This window comes from Candidatus Poriferisodalis sp., from assembly GCF_965262965.1.
Classification (GTDB): domain Bacteria; phylum Actinomycetota; class Acidimicrobiia; order Acidimicrobiales; family Poriferisodalaceae; genus Poriferisodalis.
The window spans coordinates 2881348-2898135 of the sequence record NZ_OZ253573.1 but is presented as its reverse complement, the minus strand read 5'-3'; the positions used below and the strand labels follow the sequence as shown (position 1 = coordinate 2898135).

Below are 16788 nucleotides of genomic sequence, written 5' to 3'. Positions count from 1 at the left end.
GAAGGCGACCCCATCACCCCGGCATAAGCCCTCGCCGCATCACCGCCGCTCGAACGACACCTCCGGGTGAGGCAAAAGCCCAGGCGAATCAGCGTCGAGCCACGCCCTTGTGGCCGCATTGTCACTGACGTAGGCCTCCCAGAACGCAACCGCGGCCGGTCAGGACTGGTGGGCAGCGATGGCTTCCAGGGCTTCTTCGAGGGAATCGACGCCGACGACGGGGACCGATGGCTCGGCGACAGCGGCAGCTTCGTCGGCTTGGGACGACGGCACCAGGAACAGGTCGGTGCCGGATCGAACCACGGCGTGAGCCTTCTGTGGCACGCCGCCGATGGGGCCCACCGAGCCGTCGTGATGGATCGTGCCGGTGGCGGTCACGTCGAGGTCGCCCGTGAGGGGTTCGGGCGTCAGCGCATCGATCACCGACAGGGTGAACGCCAGGCCGGCGGAGGGACCGCCGATGTTGTCCACGTTGAGCCTCACATCGATCGGGAGCTCGGCGAATTCGACGTGAGTCGTGACGATGACGCCGAGCAGAGTGACGCCGTCGCGATCGGCGAGGGTGACGGTGACGGGGCGGGTCTCGCCATCGGGGTCGAGGGCAGTCAGCACGACGACGGCACCTGGTTCATGCGAGCGGATCATCTCGGCCAGCCCGGCTGCGGTCATGACGGGATCGCCGTCGACGAACTGCACGATGTCGCCGGACCGCAGGGCATCCTCAGCAGGTGAGTCGGACATCACCCGCTCCACTCGGGCACCGATCGGCGTCATGATCTCGTAGCCCAGATGCTCGAGGCCAACCGCCACGGCGATCTGCGTGGACTGATCCATCTGGAGGCGTCCGTCTTCACGGTTCTCCGCGACGGTGCGCTCTCCGAGGATTTTCTCTACCTCGACGACTTCGAGGGCACCGTCCAGCCAGCCGCCGATGACTTCGAACAGAGAGGGAACGAAGCTGGCGCGAACGCTGACGAGGCTGATCGAGGCGTCCGACGCGTACTCCGGATGATCGACGACGTGGACGAACTCCTCGACGTCGAACGTCCCGCCCGGCGACACGACCACCTTGTCCTCGAAGGTCAACCGCAGCCCGGCGATGATCACAATTGCCACAGCCAGCTGCGCGAAGAACGCAACGACGAACCACAACGGCATCTGCGTCGTGTCGTGCGGTTGGGCGGAGACGGTGGCCGGTTCGTCCTCAGGCGGCGCGTCGGATTGAGCGTCGATGGCTTCGCCGCGCTCGTCGTTCCCGTCGGCTGGCCTGGTCGGCATCGCGGCGCGGCTTGCGGCGTCGGCTCCGTTGGGCTCGTCCGCGGGCGGATCGGTCACAGGCGCACAGCGTGCCATGAAGCCCGCCGCGGCCAACCGCGAACCGGTTGCTCGCGGATTGGGGCGGCGGATCGTGCATATTGGGCAGGTGAAAAGTTGGCCGTACAAACCGACGGCGTTATGGCGCAGGCTGGTCGCTGTCATTGGCCTGGGGGCGTTCACCGCGATCTGCGCCGCTGCGCTTGTCGCAATCGTGGTCATCGCCGCCGCAATCGGTGCGCTCGTGCTCGAAGCCGTCATCGGATGAACGACACCGACACCCGCTGGCCCGACGCGACCACCAGATGAACAACACCTACGCGCGCCGGCTCGACGCGGTGATGGCTGGGCACCGCGGCGACGACGCTGGGGCGGAACAGCTGCTGGCCGACGAGGACCCGTCCGTTCGGGCTGCAGCGCTCGGTGCGCTGGCGCGCTGCAAGGCTCTGACGGCTGCGCACGTCTTGACGGCGCTGCGGGATCCGGCGACGCAAGTGCGCTGGCGGGCCGTCGAGCTGGCGCCACCGGACATTCCGCTCGTTCACCTGCTCGCCGACGAGGACCCATCGATCGTGGAGGCAGCAGCGACAGCGCTCGGTGAACGCGACTGGGACGCGACGCCCGTCAGCGAGCTGTGCCAAGTCGCCACCGGCCACGACGACCCGTTGTGTCGAGAAAGCGCCATCGCCGCCCTCGGAGCCATCGCCGCCGGACTGGACAACGACGACGAAGGCGAACCACGTCACCACCCGGCGCGAGCTGCGGCACTCGAAGTTCTGCTCGCTGCGATGGACGACCGGCCCCAGGTCCGACGGCGCGCGCTGTTGGGTCTCCACCAATTCGCCGACGAGAGCGCCGAAGCCGCCGTGGCGGCCGCACTCGAGGACAACGATCGCCAAGTCCGCGCCGTCGCCGGCGAACTTCTCGGCGTGCCCGTCCGCTAACGCGCGGCGTCGAGGCGAGCCCGCAATTCGAACATCAAATCCGACACGTCCTCGGCCAGCACTTGAAGCAAACCGCGCTCATCGCCGCCGATCTCGCTGCGCCCGTACAGCCGCAACGTCCGCAACGGCCCACCGCCGACCGGTTCGCCGATGTCCATGCCGACACGCGGCAACCCCGGCTGCGTGCTGCCGTCAAAGTCAACGGGATCGATCCCCGCTGCCAGCTCCACTAGCCGGTCGCGGCTGAGGTCGCTCTGCGCGACAGCGGCTTCCAGCAACGCATGCAGTCGCAGTTGCGACATCCAGCCCAGACGCGTCCGGACATCGGGCGTCATCGCAACCGCTGGATCGGCATCCAACGCTGCCCAGGCCTCAATGAACCCGTCCATCACGCCCGATGCGCCCAGCGTCCACGGCGGCCCCGGATCGATCAGCAGCTCGACAGCGTCGGGCAGCGTCACATCAGCGGCCAGTGCCGCTCGGCGTACGACCGCCAAACCCGGCGGCAGCACTTCGAGCACATCGGCTGCCCGCGACTCGGCAACCTCGACGAGCACGTGAGGACATTGCCGGTGCGCAACCGCGTCAGCGATATCCACGACCGACGCATCGAGATCGACCACCTCGATGTCCTCCACGTCGAGGTCGAGCATCGGCGGATCGACGACGGGTCCGGCACCGCTCCACGCCCGCGCCGCCAAAGCGACCCGGCGCCCCAGCGGGGAGCCATCCACGATGACGCACCAGATGGCACCGAGCCCAGCCGTGCGGTACTGCTCCAGCAGCGCCACCGTCGTCAGCTCGATCGGCGTGGCGAAGGTGAGCACGCCCTCACGCCGTTCGTCACGCAGCGTCGCGGTGGCAGCCACCACGGGATACGGCTCGACGCCGAACTCCACGACGTCGCTTACGTAGGCGAGCGCCGCCACTGAATCCCGGAACTCGATCAAGCCCCGTCGAGCGTCAAGCCGCATGCTGGCGTGATCGACGACAGTGAGTTCGACCTCATAGCGGCGACCCAGTCCGCCCCGTGCATTGACGGCGTCCCAGTAGGCCTCGACTCCGGCGAGAGCCGCACGGTCAGCTCGGGCTGCGGGCCCCGACAGATCCACCAGCACGCCCAGCCGCAGCGTCCCGACGTCGAAGCCGATCACTGGATCGGGTTCGGGCACCGGCGTCGGAGGCGGCGATTTCTCCGGCGCCCCCGAACACCCTGCGGCCGCAAACACAGCAGCCAGCACGCCGAGCGCAAGTCGTCGCAACGAGCCGATCTTCACTTCGGCGACACGCCAGAGCCCGGCGGCTCAGCTATCGACCTGGGATCGTGTGCGATGCGTTCAGCGCGTCAAAGTTCTCGAGCGCCCGACCGGCGCCGAGGACAACCGTCTCGAGCGGCGTTTCCGCCCGCAGGACCGGTACATGCATCTCACTGGCGATTCGCTGATCCAAGCCTTGCAGCAGTGAACCGCCGCCGACCATCAGCGCACCGACATGAATGAGGTCCTGCGCGAGCTCGGGAGGTGCCTCGCTGAGGCACTCCAGCACAGCACCCACGATGACCTCCACCGTGTCAGCCAACGCTGTGCGCACCTCGGTCGGTGTGATGAGGAACGTGCGCGGCAGACCTGTGGTCAGGTCGCGGCCCTTCACTTCAGCATCAAATCTGTCGTCGACGGGCCAGGCCGAGCCGATGCTGATCTTCAGCTCCTCAGCCGTGCGCTCGCCGATGGCGATGCCGTGAATGCGGCGGATGTAGCTCATCAATGCGGCGTCGAAGTCGAACGAGCCGACCCGGACAGCCTTGAGCGACACCATTCCTCCGAGGGACACCATTGCGATCTCCGCGGTGCCACCGCCGACGTCGATGACCATCGACCCGGTGGGCTCGTGGATCGGCAGGCCCGAGCCGATGGCCGCAGCTATCGGCTGCTCGATCAGGCGCACGTCTGATGCTCCGGCGCGGCGGGCGGCCTCGATGACGGCTCGGCGTTCCACGGGCGTGATCAGCGACGGCACGCACACGGCGACGCGAGTTCGGCCGAAGCGACCCACCCCGACGCCTTGGAGGATCAATCGGATCATGCGCTGAGTGACGTCGAAATCGGTGATCGCGCCGTTGCGGAGAGGCCGCGCCGCGATGATGGAGCTGGGGGTGCGCCCGATCATCTGCCACGCTTCGAGGCCGACCGCCAGCACCTCGCCGGTCCGCTCGTTGAGCGCGATCACAGACGGCTCGTTGAACACGATGCCGCGTCCCCGCTCGTACACCAGCGTGTTCGCGGTGCCGAGATCGATCGCCAGGTCACGAGACAGGGGGACGCCTCTGGTTGCGTGGACGCTGACGAGAACGAGGAACAGCGCGCTTGGGTTTGTCCTCGACAATGGAGAGATCGGCCCGCCGGGCCTCCACGAGACGAACCAAGCCGATGAACCGGCTGGATTCTGGGGGACGCTCCGCTCCGGTGCTTGAGTTCATTTCCGTTGACTGATGGTCCCGGGCCGCACTACCGCCGGGAGCACCACCTCGACCACGAGCCGACACACCACCACTGCCAGAGGCGCTCCTGCTGACTCGAGCGGGAGGAACCTCGTGTGGTTCGTCGGTCTCGAGGCTGAACGGCCTGAGAGGCGGGGGGAACGATCCTCGCTCGATCAGCCGAATGCTGGCCGGGGGGGCGTCGGCGAGCCCTGCGTCCGTATCTGTCCCAACCGGTTGCGACTCGCGACGGCGCGATCTGCGGCTCTTCGCCTTCCTCGCTTGCTTTCGGGCGGCTCTGCCCGTGCTGGGCTCTGGCGGGGCGTCCACACCGCCGACGGCCCCCGAGGCGCCCGCGCCAGTCACTGCCGCTTCAGCCGCGCCGTGATCCGGAGCGCCGCTGCGGCCAGGTCGAATCTTCCTCCAGATGCCTGGCGGTCCTCCTGGGCCGTCTTGCGGGCTCTTCGGTGCAAGGTTGGCGAGCCGGCGACGGAACGGCTCGATCTCGTCGTCGGTCACCCGCTGGTGCTTCATTCGAGCGCCAATCCCCAGCACGAGCATCCCGAGAATCGGCACCACCACCGCAATCGCAAGAAACAACAGCGGACTCATGTGCAGGACGCCTGCGAGCCGGGTACCTGCGAGATCGGCTGGGACCGCAGACCCCAGTCCTTCCCGCCGTCGTGTACTTCCTGCTTCCAGATCGGCACGGTCGCCTTCAGCGTGTCGATGCCGAAACGGGCGGCCTCGAACGCCTCGCCCCGATGCGGCGCCGACACGGCCACCACCACCGAGCTCTCGGCGAGCTCCAGCGTCCCCACCCGATGCAGCAACGCGGCCTTCACCATCGTGGGCCACCGCCGCCGCATCTCTGCCACGATGTCGGCGAACCGCGGCACCACATGCTCTTCGTAGGCCTCGTAGGTGAGCTGGCTGACGCCCGTGCGGTTCTCGGCGTGGTTCCGCACCGTACCCGAGAACAGCACAACGGCCCCCGCGCTCGGATCAGTCGCCCAGTCATAGACGGCCGCAATCGGCAACTCCTCAGCCGTCAGCTCGACCCAGATGGATCCGCGCGGCGCAGTCATGACTTCAAAGCGTAGGAGCGCCGGAGCCAGGCCACAGCAGCCCAGCCTCCAGCGGCCATCGCGGCCCCAGCACCGATCAGCGTGGCGTACTGGCGCTGGCGAGCATTGAGGTCGTCCCACGGCATGCCCGTGTCCGCAATCACGAACGCCTGCGCACTGCTGTACCGGGGTTCCCAGCCCACCGACCGCAGCCGATCGTTGGCCACCACCCAGCTGTACCGGGTGTACGCAAGCATGCCCTCGGGCGCCGTGTGCCCCACCCGGCGCGCCACATAGCGATCCAGCCGCTCGGGCAGCGGCAGCGGGACACGGATCTTGGGCCGCGCCCCCAGCAGATCGCGCAGCTCGCCGGGAGCCAGCCAGCCGTCGGGCGCCACGTTGAACACGCCCGAGAGCCGCTGCTGCGTCGCCAGCACCACCGCCGCAGCCAGATCGTCCACGTGCAAGAACTGCACCGGCGGATCGTCACTGCCGGTGCGAATCGGTGCCGCAGCCAGCATCGCCTCGCCGATCGGCCCGCCGACTCCGCTCGACACCACCGGCGCCGGCCGCAGAATCGCCGCAGTCCGTTCCCCGCCGTCGGGCGAACCGCCATCACGCCACTCCAGCACTCTGCGCTCGGCGTCCGCGTGACGAACGGCGAAGGCCGCCTCCGAATTGGGCCGCACCGGCACGTCCTCAGAGATCGGCGTCGGGTGATTCGGCCACGCCCCGTACACGCTGGCGCTCGACACCAGTGTCAGGTGCCGAACGTCGTCCGTCGCCGACAGCAGACGGCGCAATCGCTCCGAGGACGTGTCACGCGTCAACCGCAGATGTACCAGCACCTGCGAGCCGCCCAGCCCGCGTTGCTCGACATCGAGATCGCAGACATCGTCGAACGTGGCTTCGAGCCGCCGCAGCACATGTGTGCCGATGACGCCGCCAGCGCCCGAGACCGCGGTCCCAGAAGCCCCATTCCGCACGCCGCTCATCTGTCTACGATGCCCCAGCCGACGCCCTCAGCCGTACCATTTCGATGTGGCTGACGATGACGACGACACAAACCCCTTCTCAGGCATCCCGTTCCTCGGCGACATCGCCTCGATCCTCGGCAGCGGGAGCGAGACTCGCTGGGACGGCGCCCGCCAGACAGCGGTCCATCTCGCAACCGGCGGCCGGTCCGAGCCCAACGTGGACCCCGTCCAGCGGCACCGGCTCGGCGAGATCGTCCGGGTTGCCGAGCTGCACGTCGCCAACGTCACCGGCCTCGATCCCACCACCGACGGCCGCCCCCCTCGCACCGACCCGGTCACCCGCTCCATGTGGGCCAACGACGCCGTCGACGCCATCCGCCCGCTGATGGACCGGCTTGCCGACCGGCTGTCGGCCGGCGAGGACACCGGAACGCCCAGCCTGGATCCCTTCGAGGGCCTGCTGCGCATGATCAGCCCCATGATGGTGGCGATGAGCGCCGGCATGATGGCCGGCCAACTCGCCACCCGGGCATTGGGAAATTCGGACCTCGCCGTGCCCCGCTGGCACGACGTGATCCGGATCATCCCGTCCAACATCACCGACTTCGCGCTCGAATGGAGCCTCGAAGTCGACGACGTCACGCTGTGGGTCGCCATCCGCGAGCACGCCATGCACTCGGTGCTGTCGGTCCCCGGGGTCCACGCCGAGCTCGACGGCTTGCTGCACGACTACGTCGACGGCTTCCATCGCAGCGTCCGCAGCCTCGAAGAGCTGGCGTCGCTCGACGCGCTCGACATGACCTCATTGGACCTGTCCACCCCCGAATCGACCGACCAAATGCACCGGCAGCTGCAGCAGATATTCGGCAATCCCGAGCTGCTGCTGGGCGTGTCACGCGACGACGCACAGTCCGAGACCGTCGCCCGGCTCGAAACACTGCTCAGCGTGCTGGTGGCCTACGTGGACGACGTCATCGAGCAGGCAGGATCGCGGCTCATCGGCGGCTTCCCGGCGTTGCGCGAAGCGCTCCGGCGCCGTCAGGTCGCGGCGAAAGGCGAAGAATTCGCCGATCGACTGCTCGGCGTGCGCATCAGCCCCGACGCCCGTCACAAGGGCCGAGCGTTCGTCGCCGGTGTGATCGAGCGAGCCGGCCGCGAGAGCCTCGCCCACATGTGGGAGACGCAGAAAGCGCTGCCGACGCCGAATGACATGCTCGCGCCAGGCCTCTGGCTCGCCCGCATCGACATCGAGCAGCCCTGATCAACCGTCCCGATGGCGGCGCCTCCGGGTGTTCACCCTCGTCTTCATCCGGGTAGCGATCACCTCGGACGGCGTCCGGCGGCCCCGGGCCAGCGCCCACAGCCCCCCGGCGTACAGGAACACCGCCGCCGTCGCCGCCACGCCCAGCAACGTGACGCCGGCACGCAGCGGCAGGATGCCGTTCGGGGCGATCACCGGCACCAGAGCGCCGATCACCCACATCAGCTGGAAGCGCGTCTCGAACCGGGCGAATGCACGGCCGTGATCCGCAGGCAGCTCGTCGCGCTGCACGATCGCGTCGAAGCAGAGCTTCCCCATCGACGACATGAACCCGATCACCATGGCCAACCCGAGCACTGAGACTCGGTCGCCGGCGGTCGCCACGAACAACGACACTGCTGCGGCGAGGCTCAGCACGCTCACGAGCAGCGCTTCCTCGCGCACACGACGGCGCAGCGGCGGCGCCAGCACTGCACCAGCGAGTTGCCCGAGGGCGCTCGCGGTGAACATGAACCCGAACCACCACGGCGCCGCATCATCGGCCCGAAGCCAGAACGCGATCAGGAACAGCGTGAAACCGGTCATGGCCCGAACGACGCCCATCGCCGAGCCTGCCAGCAGCATCGCTCCCCGCCGCACCTCCGGCTCGACGGCACCCGATTCGGCCCCGAAGTGTTGGGGAGGCCGGCCGCGGCCTGCTCCAGGATCAACGCCCCGGCCGTGCGGGTCGGCCAGCGGCTGGTCGCCATAGCCCGGCTCATGCGGGTCGCGGTAGCCCGGGTCGTATGGTTCGGCCAGCGGCGAGTCGTACGACGGGTCCCACGGTTGACCCGTCTCGGCCTGCCACTCGACGCCCTGCGCCGGCCGTCCGAAGTCGTGGCGGTGTCCGCCCGGCCGTTCCGCCTCCCGACGCGGCAGTCGCGGCGGCCGGATCGCCTGGCGCGGCAGCCGGGCAGCCGGGAACGTCATCAGCACGAATACCACCGACGCCAGCACCAGCACCCAACGCGACGAGATAAGGCTCAGCAGCAGTCCCGGGCCCGCAGCAATCGCACCCCCAAGCCCGCTCAGCAGCATCAGCTTGGAATTGGCCTCCACCAAGTCGGACTGTTCGCGCACCAATCCCGGCACCACCGCGCTCTTCGCGACGTGATACGTCTTGCCCGCCACCAGCGCGCCGAAGGCCTCAGGAAACAGCAGCAGCGAGTTGAGATGGCGCACCATCAGCAGCGCCAACACTGCCCGGGCCACTCCGGCGCCGATGATCATGCCGCGCCGCCCACCCCGGCTGCGATCCACGAGCGGCCCGATCAGGGGCCCGACCAGCGCAAACGGCGCCATGGTCACGATCAAGTACAACGCCACCTTGGGACGCGCCGCCGCAGGATCGAGGTTGAAGAACAGCGATCCGGCCAGTGCGATCGCGATCAGCGCATCCCCAGCCGCCGACAGCAGGTGCGTGCGAGCAAGCCAGGTAAACGGCTGCATCAGCTCACGCTCAACTCGGCCTGCACGCACACCAGAAGACCACGCCCCGGTGTGGTGCTTGAGTGATCCAGATCAGGCGTCCTCGGTTTGGGGTGCAGTCCGCTCGTACCGGTAGCCCAAACCCCGGATGGTGGTGATGCGCTGCGGATTGGACGGGTCGTCCTCGATCTTGGCCCGCAGGCGCTTCACATGCACATCGATCGTCTTGGTGTCGCCGACGTAGCTGTAGCCCCACACGTTCGCCATGAGGCTGTCGCGGGTGACGACCCGGCCGGCGTTGGAGAGCAGGTAGGCGAGCAGCTCGAATTCCTTGAGCGCCAGCGTGACCAGCTCGCCGCGCACGCGCAGCTCGTGCCGGTCGATGTCGAGCGACACCTCGCCTTCGGACAGGCTCGAGACGTCGCCGTCGGGTTCGTCCGGCTGACCCGATGCCCGGCGCAACACCGCTCGGATGCGGGCCACAAGCTCGCGCAGCCGGTACGGCTTGGCCACGTAATCGTCGGCGCCCACCTCCAAGCCCACGACGGCGTCGATCTCCTCGGCACGGGCCGTCACCATGATGAGCGGCACACGTGACGTCTTGCGGATCTCCCGGCAGACGTCCAGGCCGGACATGCCGGGCAGCATCACGTCGAGCAGCACCAGATCGGGCTCGGATTCGTTGATCTCGGCAAGCGCCGCGTGTCCGTCGGCCGCCGTGCGCACCTCGAAGCCCTCGCGGCGCAGCCCGACCATGAGTGCCTCAGTGAACGACGGCTCGTCATCCACTACCAGTACCGAAGTCGTCATCGGCGTACCTGCGCTGTCGAAGAGGATTCGATGTCGGGCGTCGGAGCTTGCGGTACCGAGTCATCCGGCACCGAAGCCACCGGCGCCGGGTCTTGCAGCGCCGGGAACCTCAACGTGAACGTCGTGCCCAATCCCTCGCTGGATTGCAGCACTACCGCGCCGCCATGGTTCGCAACCACGTGGCGCACGATGCTGAGCCCGAGTCCGGTGCCCCCGGTGGCCCGAGCCCGCGCCTTGTCCACCCGGTAAAAGCGCTCGAACACCCGCTCGGTCTCGTCGCCAGGAATGCCGATGCCCTCGTCAGCCACCACGATGTCGACCCACTCCTCGATGGGCGTGCCGGATTCCGACGGCGAGCGCGACGAATCCGCAACAGGAATGCGCGTCGCCGGAACGTCCTCGCTAGTGAGCCACGTCGGCGGTTCAACGTCGTTTCCGCGGGCAACGCTCAATCGCACCTTCGAACCGGGATCGCTGTACTTGATGGCGTTGTCGACCAAGTTGCCCACGGCCCGAAACAGTTGGCCTCGGTCGGCGTGCAGCGTGATCTGGTCGCCGGCATCGGCATCGGCATCGGCAGCATCGGCACCAGCATCGGCATCGGCATCGGCACCAGCACCAGCTACGCCAGTCGGCCGAACCAGCTCGACGCCGCGCTCGCGAGCGTGCTCGGAGTACTGCTGCGCCACCTCGCACAGCAACGGCACCACGGGCACCGGCTCCTGCCGTATCAAGCCCTCCATCTCGACACGGCTCAGCTCGAGCAGATCGTCGGTGATGTGACGCACCCGATCAGCTTCGGTGCCGATGCGGTCGACGAGCCGGGTACGCACGCTCTGGTCGTCCTCTTCGGCCAGCGTCTCGGCCAGCAGGGAAATCGCGCCCACCGGCGTACGCAGTTCGTGACTGAGATTCGCCACGAAGTCGCGCCGCACATCGTCGACTCGCGCTCCCTCGGTGCGGTCCGCGATAACCGCCACAGCACCCAACGCGTGCTGGGTGCCCGACACCGGATGGGCACTGACCTCAATCACCCGGGGAGGCGGACCGGTCAGCTTGACCGTGCGTGTGCGGCTGTGCCCAGCGCTCGCGGCGTCAAGCAACTGCGTCACCGCTGCGCCGACCAGCGCCATGGCATCACGAGCCCCCAGCATCTCGTCGGCCAGCGCGTTCGAGGCGCACACCGCGCCGTCCTCGTCGACGAGCACCACGCCAACGGTGAGCTCGTTCACGGCCAGCTGCCAGCGCGCCCGGTCGCGATCGGCCAGGTTCGCGTTCATGGCCGCCGTGGTGGCCACCGACTCGAGATAGCCGATCCAGTCCTGGAGGCTGCGGTCGCCCTGGTCCACGTCGTGGCTCGCGTGATCTAACCGGTGAGCGATCCGGCCGAGTCGCTCGGCGGTCGAATTGCGCGCCCGCAGGTGCATCACGACAACGACAGCGATGCCAGCGACGGCCAAGGCCAACCCTGCCAGCGCAGCGATCACTGGCTCTCGTCCTGCTCCCGTCGGGCGCGCGCCCGGTTGGCGCCGAGGTGCTCGGGCATCTGGCCCGTCACGAGGAACTCGACTCGCTGAGCCATGTTGACCGCATGGTCGCCGATGCGTTCGTAGAAGCGACCCACGACGGCGAGCTGCACCGCCTGCTGGGTCGTGATCTTGTGATCGTTGCGAGAGTCGAACACCGCATCGAGGTACTCGTTGTGCAAGTCGTCGAGGACATCGTCCACGTCGCCGATCACCGCGGCCAGACCAGCGTCACGGTCGGAGTACGCATCCATGGTCATCGTGGTGAGCCGCACCGCCTGTTGGCGCATGCGGTCGATGAACCCGCGCACCCGCGGCTCCAGCTCAACCCCATGAATCCGGCTGATGGCCTTGGCGATGTTGGTCACCAAGTCGCCGCTGCGCTCGATCTCGGAGATCATCCGCAGGTCGGTGAGGATGGTGCGCAGATCGACCGCCACCGGCTGCTGGAGCGCCAGCAGCTCAACGCACTTCTCCTCGGCTTCGAGGCTGAGCAGGTCCATCTCGTCGTCGGCGGCGATGATCTGGTCGGCGCTGGCGATGTCGCCCGTCAACAACGCGGCGGTCACCGCCGAGATGCCCTCGATCACCATTCCGCCCATCTGGACGAGGTCGGCACGAACTTCGTCCATCAGCTGATGGAATTCGGTTCGGACTTCTTCGGTCATGGTGAAATGCCGGCGACGAGGCCAAGCACCGCTAGCCGACGCGGCCGGTGATGTATGCCTCGGTGCGCTGATCGTCGGGGTTGGTGAAGATATGGCTGGTCGGTGCGAACTCGACGAGTTCGCCGGTGCGGGTCCCGAGTTCGTTGATCTGAATTGAGAAGAACGCCGTCATGTCGCTGATGCGAGCAGCCTGCTGCATGTTGTGCGTCACGATGACAATGGTGTAGTCGGTCTTGAGCTCAGCTATGAGTTCTTCGATGCGCCCGGAGGCGATCGGGTCGAGCGCCGAGCAGGGCTCGTCCATCAGCACCACATCGGGCTCAACCGCAATTGCCCGCGCGATGCACAGCCGCTGCTGCTGGCCGCCGGACAGCCCGTAGGCCGACGACTTGAGGCGATCCTTCACCTCATCCCACAGCGCCGCTCGGGTGAGCGACCGCTCGATGATGTCATCGAGCGTCGACTTGCGAGCACCGGCGAGCCGCGGCCCATAGGCGATGTTGTCGTAGATCGACTTGGGGAACGGGTTCGGCTTCTGGAAGACCATGCCGATGCGGCGCCGGACTTCCACCGGATCGACCTCGGCCTGGTACAGGTCGACGCCGTGGTAGTTGACGGTGCCCTCGACTCGGGCGCCCTCGATGAGGTCGTTCATGCGGTTGAAGCACCGCAGGAAGGTTGTCTTGCCGCAGCCGGACGGGCCGATGAGCGCCGTCACCTCGTGCTCGGCCACATCGAGCGTCACGTCCCCCAGCGCCCGGAAATCGCTGTAGTAGACGTCGACGCCAGAGCACTCGAACACAGTGTTCGCGTCTGGGCGTGTTCCGGTCATCGCTGCGTTGGCGACCGCGCTCACGTCGATGCGCGCCCGGCTCACAGGCACCTGCTCACGCTGTTCGGTCACACGCTGTTCGGTCACACGCTGTTCGGCCACACGCTGTTCGGCCACACGCTGTTCGGTCACACGCTGTTCGGCCATCAGGGTCTTGTCGGGAGTCACCGAGCCACCACCTGTCGGGTTCGGTTCAGCGTTGCCGTTCGAACTCACCACTGCTTCTCAAATCGGTTACGGAGGTAGATGGCCACGCCGTTCACCATCAGCACGAGCACCAGGATGACGACGCTGGCCGCGGCTGCGTTCGTTCCCCAATCGGAACCCGGCTGTTGGGCGAAGTTGAAGATCAGCACCGGCAGTGCGGTGTACGGGCCGGTGAAGGTCTCTGCGACGTTGGCGTCACCGAAGCTGATGAATCCCGTCGCGGCACCCACCAGGATCAGCGGAGCGGCCTCGCCCAGAGCGCGCGCCAGCGACAGCACGGTGCCGGTGAGAATCGTGGACATCGCTGCGGGCAGGACTTGGCGTGAGAGAACCTCCCATTTGGTAGCCCCCACACCGTATGCGGCCTCGCGCAGCGACGACGGCACGGCCTTGAGCGCCTCGACCGAAGTGATCACCACGATCGGAAGCACCATTGCGGCCAGCGTCATGCCGCCCGCGATCACTGTCTTGCCCTGGGTGAAGCCGCTGAGCGTCTTGACGAACACCGCGAGGCCCAGCAGGCCGTACACGATGGAGGGCACACCGGCCAGGTTGCGGATGTTCAGCTCGACGAGCCGGGCGAAGCGCGAGCCTTCCGCGTACTCGACGAGGTAGATGGCGGTGGCGATGCCGATCGGAATCGCGAACACGCCCGTGACCAGCGCCACCTGCAGGCTGCCGATGATGCCCTGCCAGACACCGGCGTCGGTGGCCGAGCGTTGCGAGAAGCCGTGCGTGAGGAAGTAGCCGAGGTTGCCGGCGAGCACGTCCCAGCCGTCGACGATCATGACGCCGAGCAGCACCGCAAGGAACCCGGTCGCGAACACGGTGGCACCAATGAGCAGCCACCTGAACGCGCTGCCGGCCAGATCTGCGCCGGGACGTCGCCGCAGCGTGTCCGCCGCGCTGGTGGCGATTCCCGCCGGTGTCGTCAGCACGGTCATGACGGCGATCCCGTAGCTCGTGCGGCCCGTGCGACCGGTGCAACCCCTGCAGTCCGTGCGACCCGTGTGGCCGCTGCGGCCCGTGCGACCCCCGCGGCTCCTGCGAAACTTGCGGCCCCTACGGCCCCTACGGCACGCATCAGTACTTCTCCCGCAGGCGGCGAACGATCTGGTCGCCGATCATGTTCAGGCCCAGCGTGATGACGAACAGCAGGGCGCCCAAGAAGTAGAGGCTCTGGAACGCCAGATCGTTGCCGGCCACCTGGTCGGTGCCCAGACCCAGCGAGGCCATCGCCGAAGTTATGGTGCCGCCCGATTCGAACAGGCTGAGGTTGAACAACGATGTGTCCCCGCCGCCCGACGCGATCGTGACGACCATCGTCTCGCCGATCGCACGGCTGAAGCCCACGATGGTGGCCGCCATGAGGCCCGACATCGCCGCGGGCAGCACCACCCGGATCGAAGTGGTGATCCTGCGGGCGCCGAGCCCCGCGGAGGCTTCGCGCAAGGACGCCGGCACCGCCCGCAGCGCATCCTCGGCGATGGAGGCGATGAGCGGGATGACGAGCAGCCCGACAGCGATGCCCGCAGCCAGCTTGTTGAAGAAGTTGATCTCGCTCCAGAATTGGCTGAGGAGCGATGGGGTGATGAAGCTGATGGCGAACACGCCCAGCACCACGCTGGGCACGCTGGCCAGCAGCTCAAGCGTGGGCTTCATCACCCGCCGCACACGGGGGTGTGCGTACTCAGAGAGGTAGATCGCCGAGCCGAAGCCCGACGGCACGGCCACCGCCATGGCGATCACCGAGATCTGCGCCGAGTTGACCAGCAGCGTGCTGAGGTCGAACAGGCCGCGGCGGGGGAACCAGCCGATGTCGGTCAGCTTGTCGAAGACGACTTGGCTGATGAATGTCCACGCCTCGGAGGCGACCGTCCAGATGATGAGCGCACTCACCAGCACGGTGGCGGCGGCAGCGAGCAGAAACATCCAGCGAGCAACGGCCGAGCGTGCCCGGCGACCCGGTGACGTCCGCAGATCGACGGTGCTCAAGGTGCTGGCCGGAGTCGGGCTCATGTGTTCGTTTCCTTGGCAGACCGTGCCGACTATCTGCGTGCCGACTTTCTAGTGGTCACAGGTCTGGTCGAGGTGTCTATCGGCGGGCGACGCCACCGCACGGGAGACAGGTGGCTTCACTGCGCAGGGCCTGATCCCGCCGCCGGTCCACTAGAAGGTGCGGCCGGCAGTGCGGTTCTCCCAGTTGGAGCGGGCCTGGGCCAGGTCGGCGTCGGACAGGTTTACGTAGCCGGCCTCGATCACGTACGGCTGCCCGTCGTCGCTCAGCATGAAGTCCACGAACGCCTGCACTGCGGGGTCTGACGCCCGGGACACGTCGACATAGGTGTAGAGGAAGCGGCTGATCGGGAACTCGGCCGAAGCAATCGTTGCGGGAGTCGGGGAGACGCAGCCGTCGCCGCCGTCGATGTCGAGCAGCCTCACTTTGTCGCGGTTCTCATCGGCGAAGGCGAAGCCGACCCAGCCGAGGCTGTACTGGTTGCCGGCGATGCCGTCGATGATCACGTTGTCATTGGCGGAGGCGTTGTAGTCGGGACGCACGGCGAAGTCAGGATCGGCGTGGCCGCCTTCGGCGCGGCCTTCCCACACGTCGTCGAGAGCGATCTCGATGAAGCTGTCGAAGGTGCCCGACTCTTCGCCTGGAGCGAAGATCTCGAGTGCGCCGCCGGTGAACGGCCCGGTGCCGCCCGCGTCGGCGTTGAGCGTGTTGGCGTCTGCCCAGGTCTCATAGCCAGTGGCCTCGACCCCGATCAGGCTGTACAGGTCGGCGAAGTTCAGGCAGTCGACCGTGTCATTGTCCGCAGCGGTGATAACCGAGATGCCGTCGATGCCCACGCGCAGCTCGATGAACTCGATGCCGGCCTCAGCGAGACATTCGGCTTCGGCGTCCTTTATCTGGCGTGAGCTGTTCCAGATCGGAACCTCGCCGGCACACGCGGCCTTGTGACCGTCACCTGAACCCGGGCCGGCCACTGACAAGGCGACGTTCGGGTTCTTGGCCGCGAAGGCCTCAGCGATCAGGTTGATGACCGGCTCGACTGTGGACGATCCGGTGATGTTGATCGATCCGCTGCTCGACGCTGTGTCATTGGCGGTTTCGCTGCCTGACGTGTCGTCGCCGCTTGAGCCGCACGCGGCAGCGAACAGAGCGAATGCAGCAAGCAGCGCCACGACCAGCTTCGTGCCGCGGCGCGATGACAAGAGAGGGTTTCGCATCGTCG

16 protein-coding genes are annotated in these 16788 nt (G+C 67.5%); 3 read left to right on the top strand and 13 right to left on the bottom strand.

Annotated elements, in window-relative coordinates; all coding sequences use genetic code 11:
- Positions 1-159 precede the first annotated feature (159 nt).
- Positions 160-1335: a S16 family serine protease gene (locus tag ACQY5K_RS13950; protein ID WP_428116350.1), complete on the bottom strand. Its 1176-nt coding sequence runs from the start codon at positions 1333-1335 to the stop codon at positions 160-162.
- Positions 1336-1351: 16 nt separating this feature from the next.
- On the opposite strand from ACQY5K_RS13950, the gene ACQY5K_RS13945 reads away from it, so the two are divergent.
- Positions 1352-1582, top strand: coding sequence for a hypothetical protein (locus ACQY5K_RS13945; RefSeq protein WP_428116348.1), 231 nt, complete (start codon positions 1352-1354; stop codon positions 1580-1582).
- A gap of 37 nt (positions 1583-1619) precedes the next feature.
- The gene (locus tag ACQY5K_RS13940) at positions 1620-2258 is read left to right on the top strand and encodes a hypothetical protein (RefSeq protein WP_428116345.1); all 639 of its coding nucleotides are present in this window, start codon (positions 1620-1622) and stop codon (positions 2256-2258) included.
- On the opposite strand, the gene ACQY5K_RS13935 is transcribed toward ACQY5K_RS13940, so the two are convergent.
- The 4 genes from ACQY5K_RS13935 to ACQY5K_RS13920 form a co-directional block, all read right to left on the bottom strand.
- Positions 2255-3535, bottom strand: coding sequence for an ABC transporter substrate-binding protein (locus ACQY5K_RS13935; protein ID WP_428116343.1), 1281 nt, complete (start codon positions 3533-3535; stop codon positions 2255-2257). The two genes, ACQY5K_RS13940 and ACQY5K_RS13935, sit on opposite strands and share 4 nt — an antisense overlap.
- A gap of 31 nt (positions 3536-3566) precedes the next feature.
- The gene (locus tag ACQY5K_RS13930) at positions 3567-4571 is read right to left on the bottom strand and encodes a rod shape-determining protein (RefSeq protein WP_428122699.1); all 1005 of its coding nucleotides are present in this window, start codon (positions 4569-4571) and stop codon (positions 3567-3569) included.
- 771 nt (positions 4572-5342) lie between these two features.
- On the bottom strand, positions 5343-5822 hold the full coding sequence (locus ACQY5K_RS13925) for a molybdenum cofactor biosynthesis protein MoaE (protein WP_428116340.1): 480 nt from the start codon (positions 5820-5822) through the stop codon (positions 5343-5345).
- Positions 5819-6796, bottom strand: coding sequence for an NAD-dependent epimerase/dehydratase family protein (locus ACQY5K_RS13920; RefSeq protein WP_428116337.1), 978 nt, complete (start codon positions 6794-6796; stop codon positions 5819-5821). The genes ACQY5K_RS13925 and ACQY5K_RS13920 overlap by 4 nt, the downstream gene beginning before the upstream one ends.
- Before the next feature lie 46 nt (positions 6797-6842).
- On the opposite strand from ACQY5K_RS13920, the gene ACQY5K_RS13915 reads away from it, so the two are divergent.
- Positions 6843-8039: a zinc-dependent metalloprotease gene (locus ACQY5K_RS13915; protein WP_428116335.1), complete on the top strand. Its 1197-nt coding sequence runs from the start codon at positions 6843-6845 to the stop codon at positions 8037-8039.
- Here the strand turns inward: ACQY5K_RS13915 and ACQY5K_RS13910 are convergent, their stop codons facing one another.
- From ACQY5K_RS13910 to ACQY5K_RS13875, 8 genes are all read right to left on the bottom strand, one after another.
- Entirely contained in the window at positions 8040-9527 is a 1488-nt protein-coding gene (locus ACQY5K_RS13910) for an MFS transporter (protein ID WP_428116332.1), read from the bottom strand.
- A gap of 72 nt (positions 9528-9599) precedes the next feature.
- On the bottom strand, positions 9600-10316 hold the full coding sequence (locus ACQY5K_RS13905) for a response regulator (RefSeq protein ID WP_428116329.1): 717 nt from the start codon (positions 10314-10316) through the stop codon (positions 9600-9602).
- Positions 10313-11803, bottom strand: a complete 1491-nt coding sequence (locus ACQY5K_RS13900) for a sensor histidine kinase (protein ID WP_428116326.1) — start codon at positions 11801-11803, stop codon at positions 10313-10315. The genes ACQY5K_RS13905 and ACQY5K_RS13900 overlap by 4 nt, the downstream gene beginning before the upstream one ends.
- Positions 11800-12510 carry a phosphate signaling complex protein PhoU gene (gene phoU, locus ACQY5K_RS13895; protein ID WP_428116323.1) on the bottom strand — a complete coding sequence of 237 codons (711 nt, stop codon included), beginning with the start codon at positions 12508-12510 and terminating at the stop codon, positions 11800-11802. Before phoU ends, ACQY5K_RS13900 begins: the two co-directional genes overlap by 4 nt.
- A 31-nt stretch (positions 12511-12541) precedes the next feature.
- Positions 12542-13342: a phosphate ABC transporter ATP-binding protein PstB gene (gene pstB / locus ACQY5K_RS13890; protein WP_419923486.1), complete on the bottom strand. Its 801-nt coding sequence runs from the start codon at positions 13340-13342 to the stop codon at positions 12542-12544.
- 212 nt (positions 13343-13554) lie between these two features.
- Complete coding sequence (gene pstA / locus ACQY5K_RS13885) at positions 13555-14493, bottom strand: phosphate ABC transporter permease PstA (protein ID WP_428116321.1); 939 nt, start codon at positions 14491-14493, stop codon at positions 13555-13557.
- Between the two features lie 139 nt (positions 14494-14632).
- Positions 14633-15568, bottom strand: a complete 936-nt coding sequence (gene pstC / locus ACQY5K_RS13880) for a phosphate ABC transporter permease subunit PstC (protein ID WP_428116319.1) — start codon at positions 15566-15568, stop codon at positions 14633-14635.
- A gap of 150 nt (positions 15569-15718) precedes the next feature.
- Entirely contained in the window at positions 15719-16738 is a 1020-nt protein-coding gene (locus tag ACQY5K_RS13875) for a PstS family phosphate ABC transporter substrate-binding protein (RefSeq protein ID WP_428116316.1), read from the bottom strand.
- Positions 16739-16788: the final 50 nt, after the last annotated feature.

Coding starts and splice junctions, on each gene's coding strand:
- ACQY5K_RS13925 (WP_428116340.1), bottom strand. CDS start 5,822: ATGACTGCGCCGCGCGGATCCATCTGGGTCGAGCTGACGGCTGAGGAG.
- ACQY5K_RS13905 (WP_428116329.1), bottom strand. CDS start 10,316: ATGACGACTTCGGTACTGGTAGTGGATGACGAGCCGTCGTTCACTGAG.
- pstA (WP_428116321.1), bottom strand. CDS start 14,493: ATGACCGTGCTGACGACACCGGCGGGAATCGCCACCAGCGCGGCGGAC.
- ACQY5K_RS13910 (WP_428116332.1), bottom strand. CDS start 9,527: ATGCAGCCGTTTACCTGGCTTGCTCGCACGCACCTGCTGTCGGCGGCT.
- pstC (WP_428116319.1), bottom strand. CDS start 15,568: ATGAGCCCGACTCCGGCCAGCACCTTGAGCACCGTCGATCTGCGGACG.
- ACQY5K_RS13945 (WP_428116348.1), top strand. CDS start 1,352: ATGAAGCCCGCCGCGGCCAACCGCGAACCGGTTGCTCGCGGATTGGGG.
- phoU (WP_428116323.1), bottom strand. CDS start 12,510: ATGACCGAAGAAGTCCGAACCGAATTCCATCAGCTGATGGACGAAGTT.
- pstB (WP_419923486.1), bottom strand. CDS start 13,342: ATGACCGGAACACGCCCAGACGCGAACACTGTGTTCGAGTGCTCTGGC.
- ACQY5K_RS13940 (WP_428116345.1), top strand. CDS start 1,620: ATGAACAACACCTACGCGCGCCGGCTCGACGCGGTGATGGCTGGGCAC.
- ACQY5K_RS13920 (WP_428116337.1), bottom strand. CDS start 6,796: ATGAGCGGCGTGCGGAATGGGGCTTCTGGGACCGCGGTCTCGGGCGCT.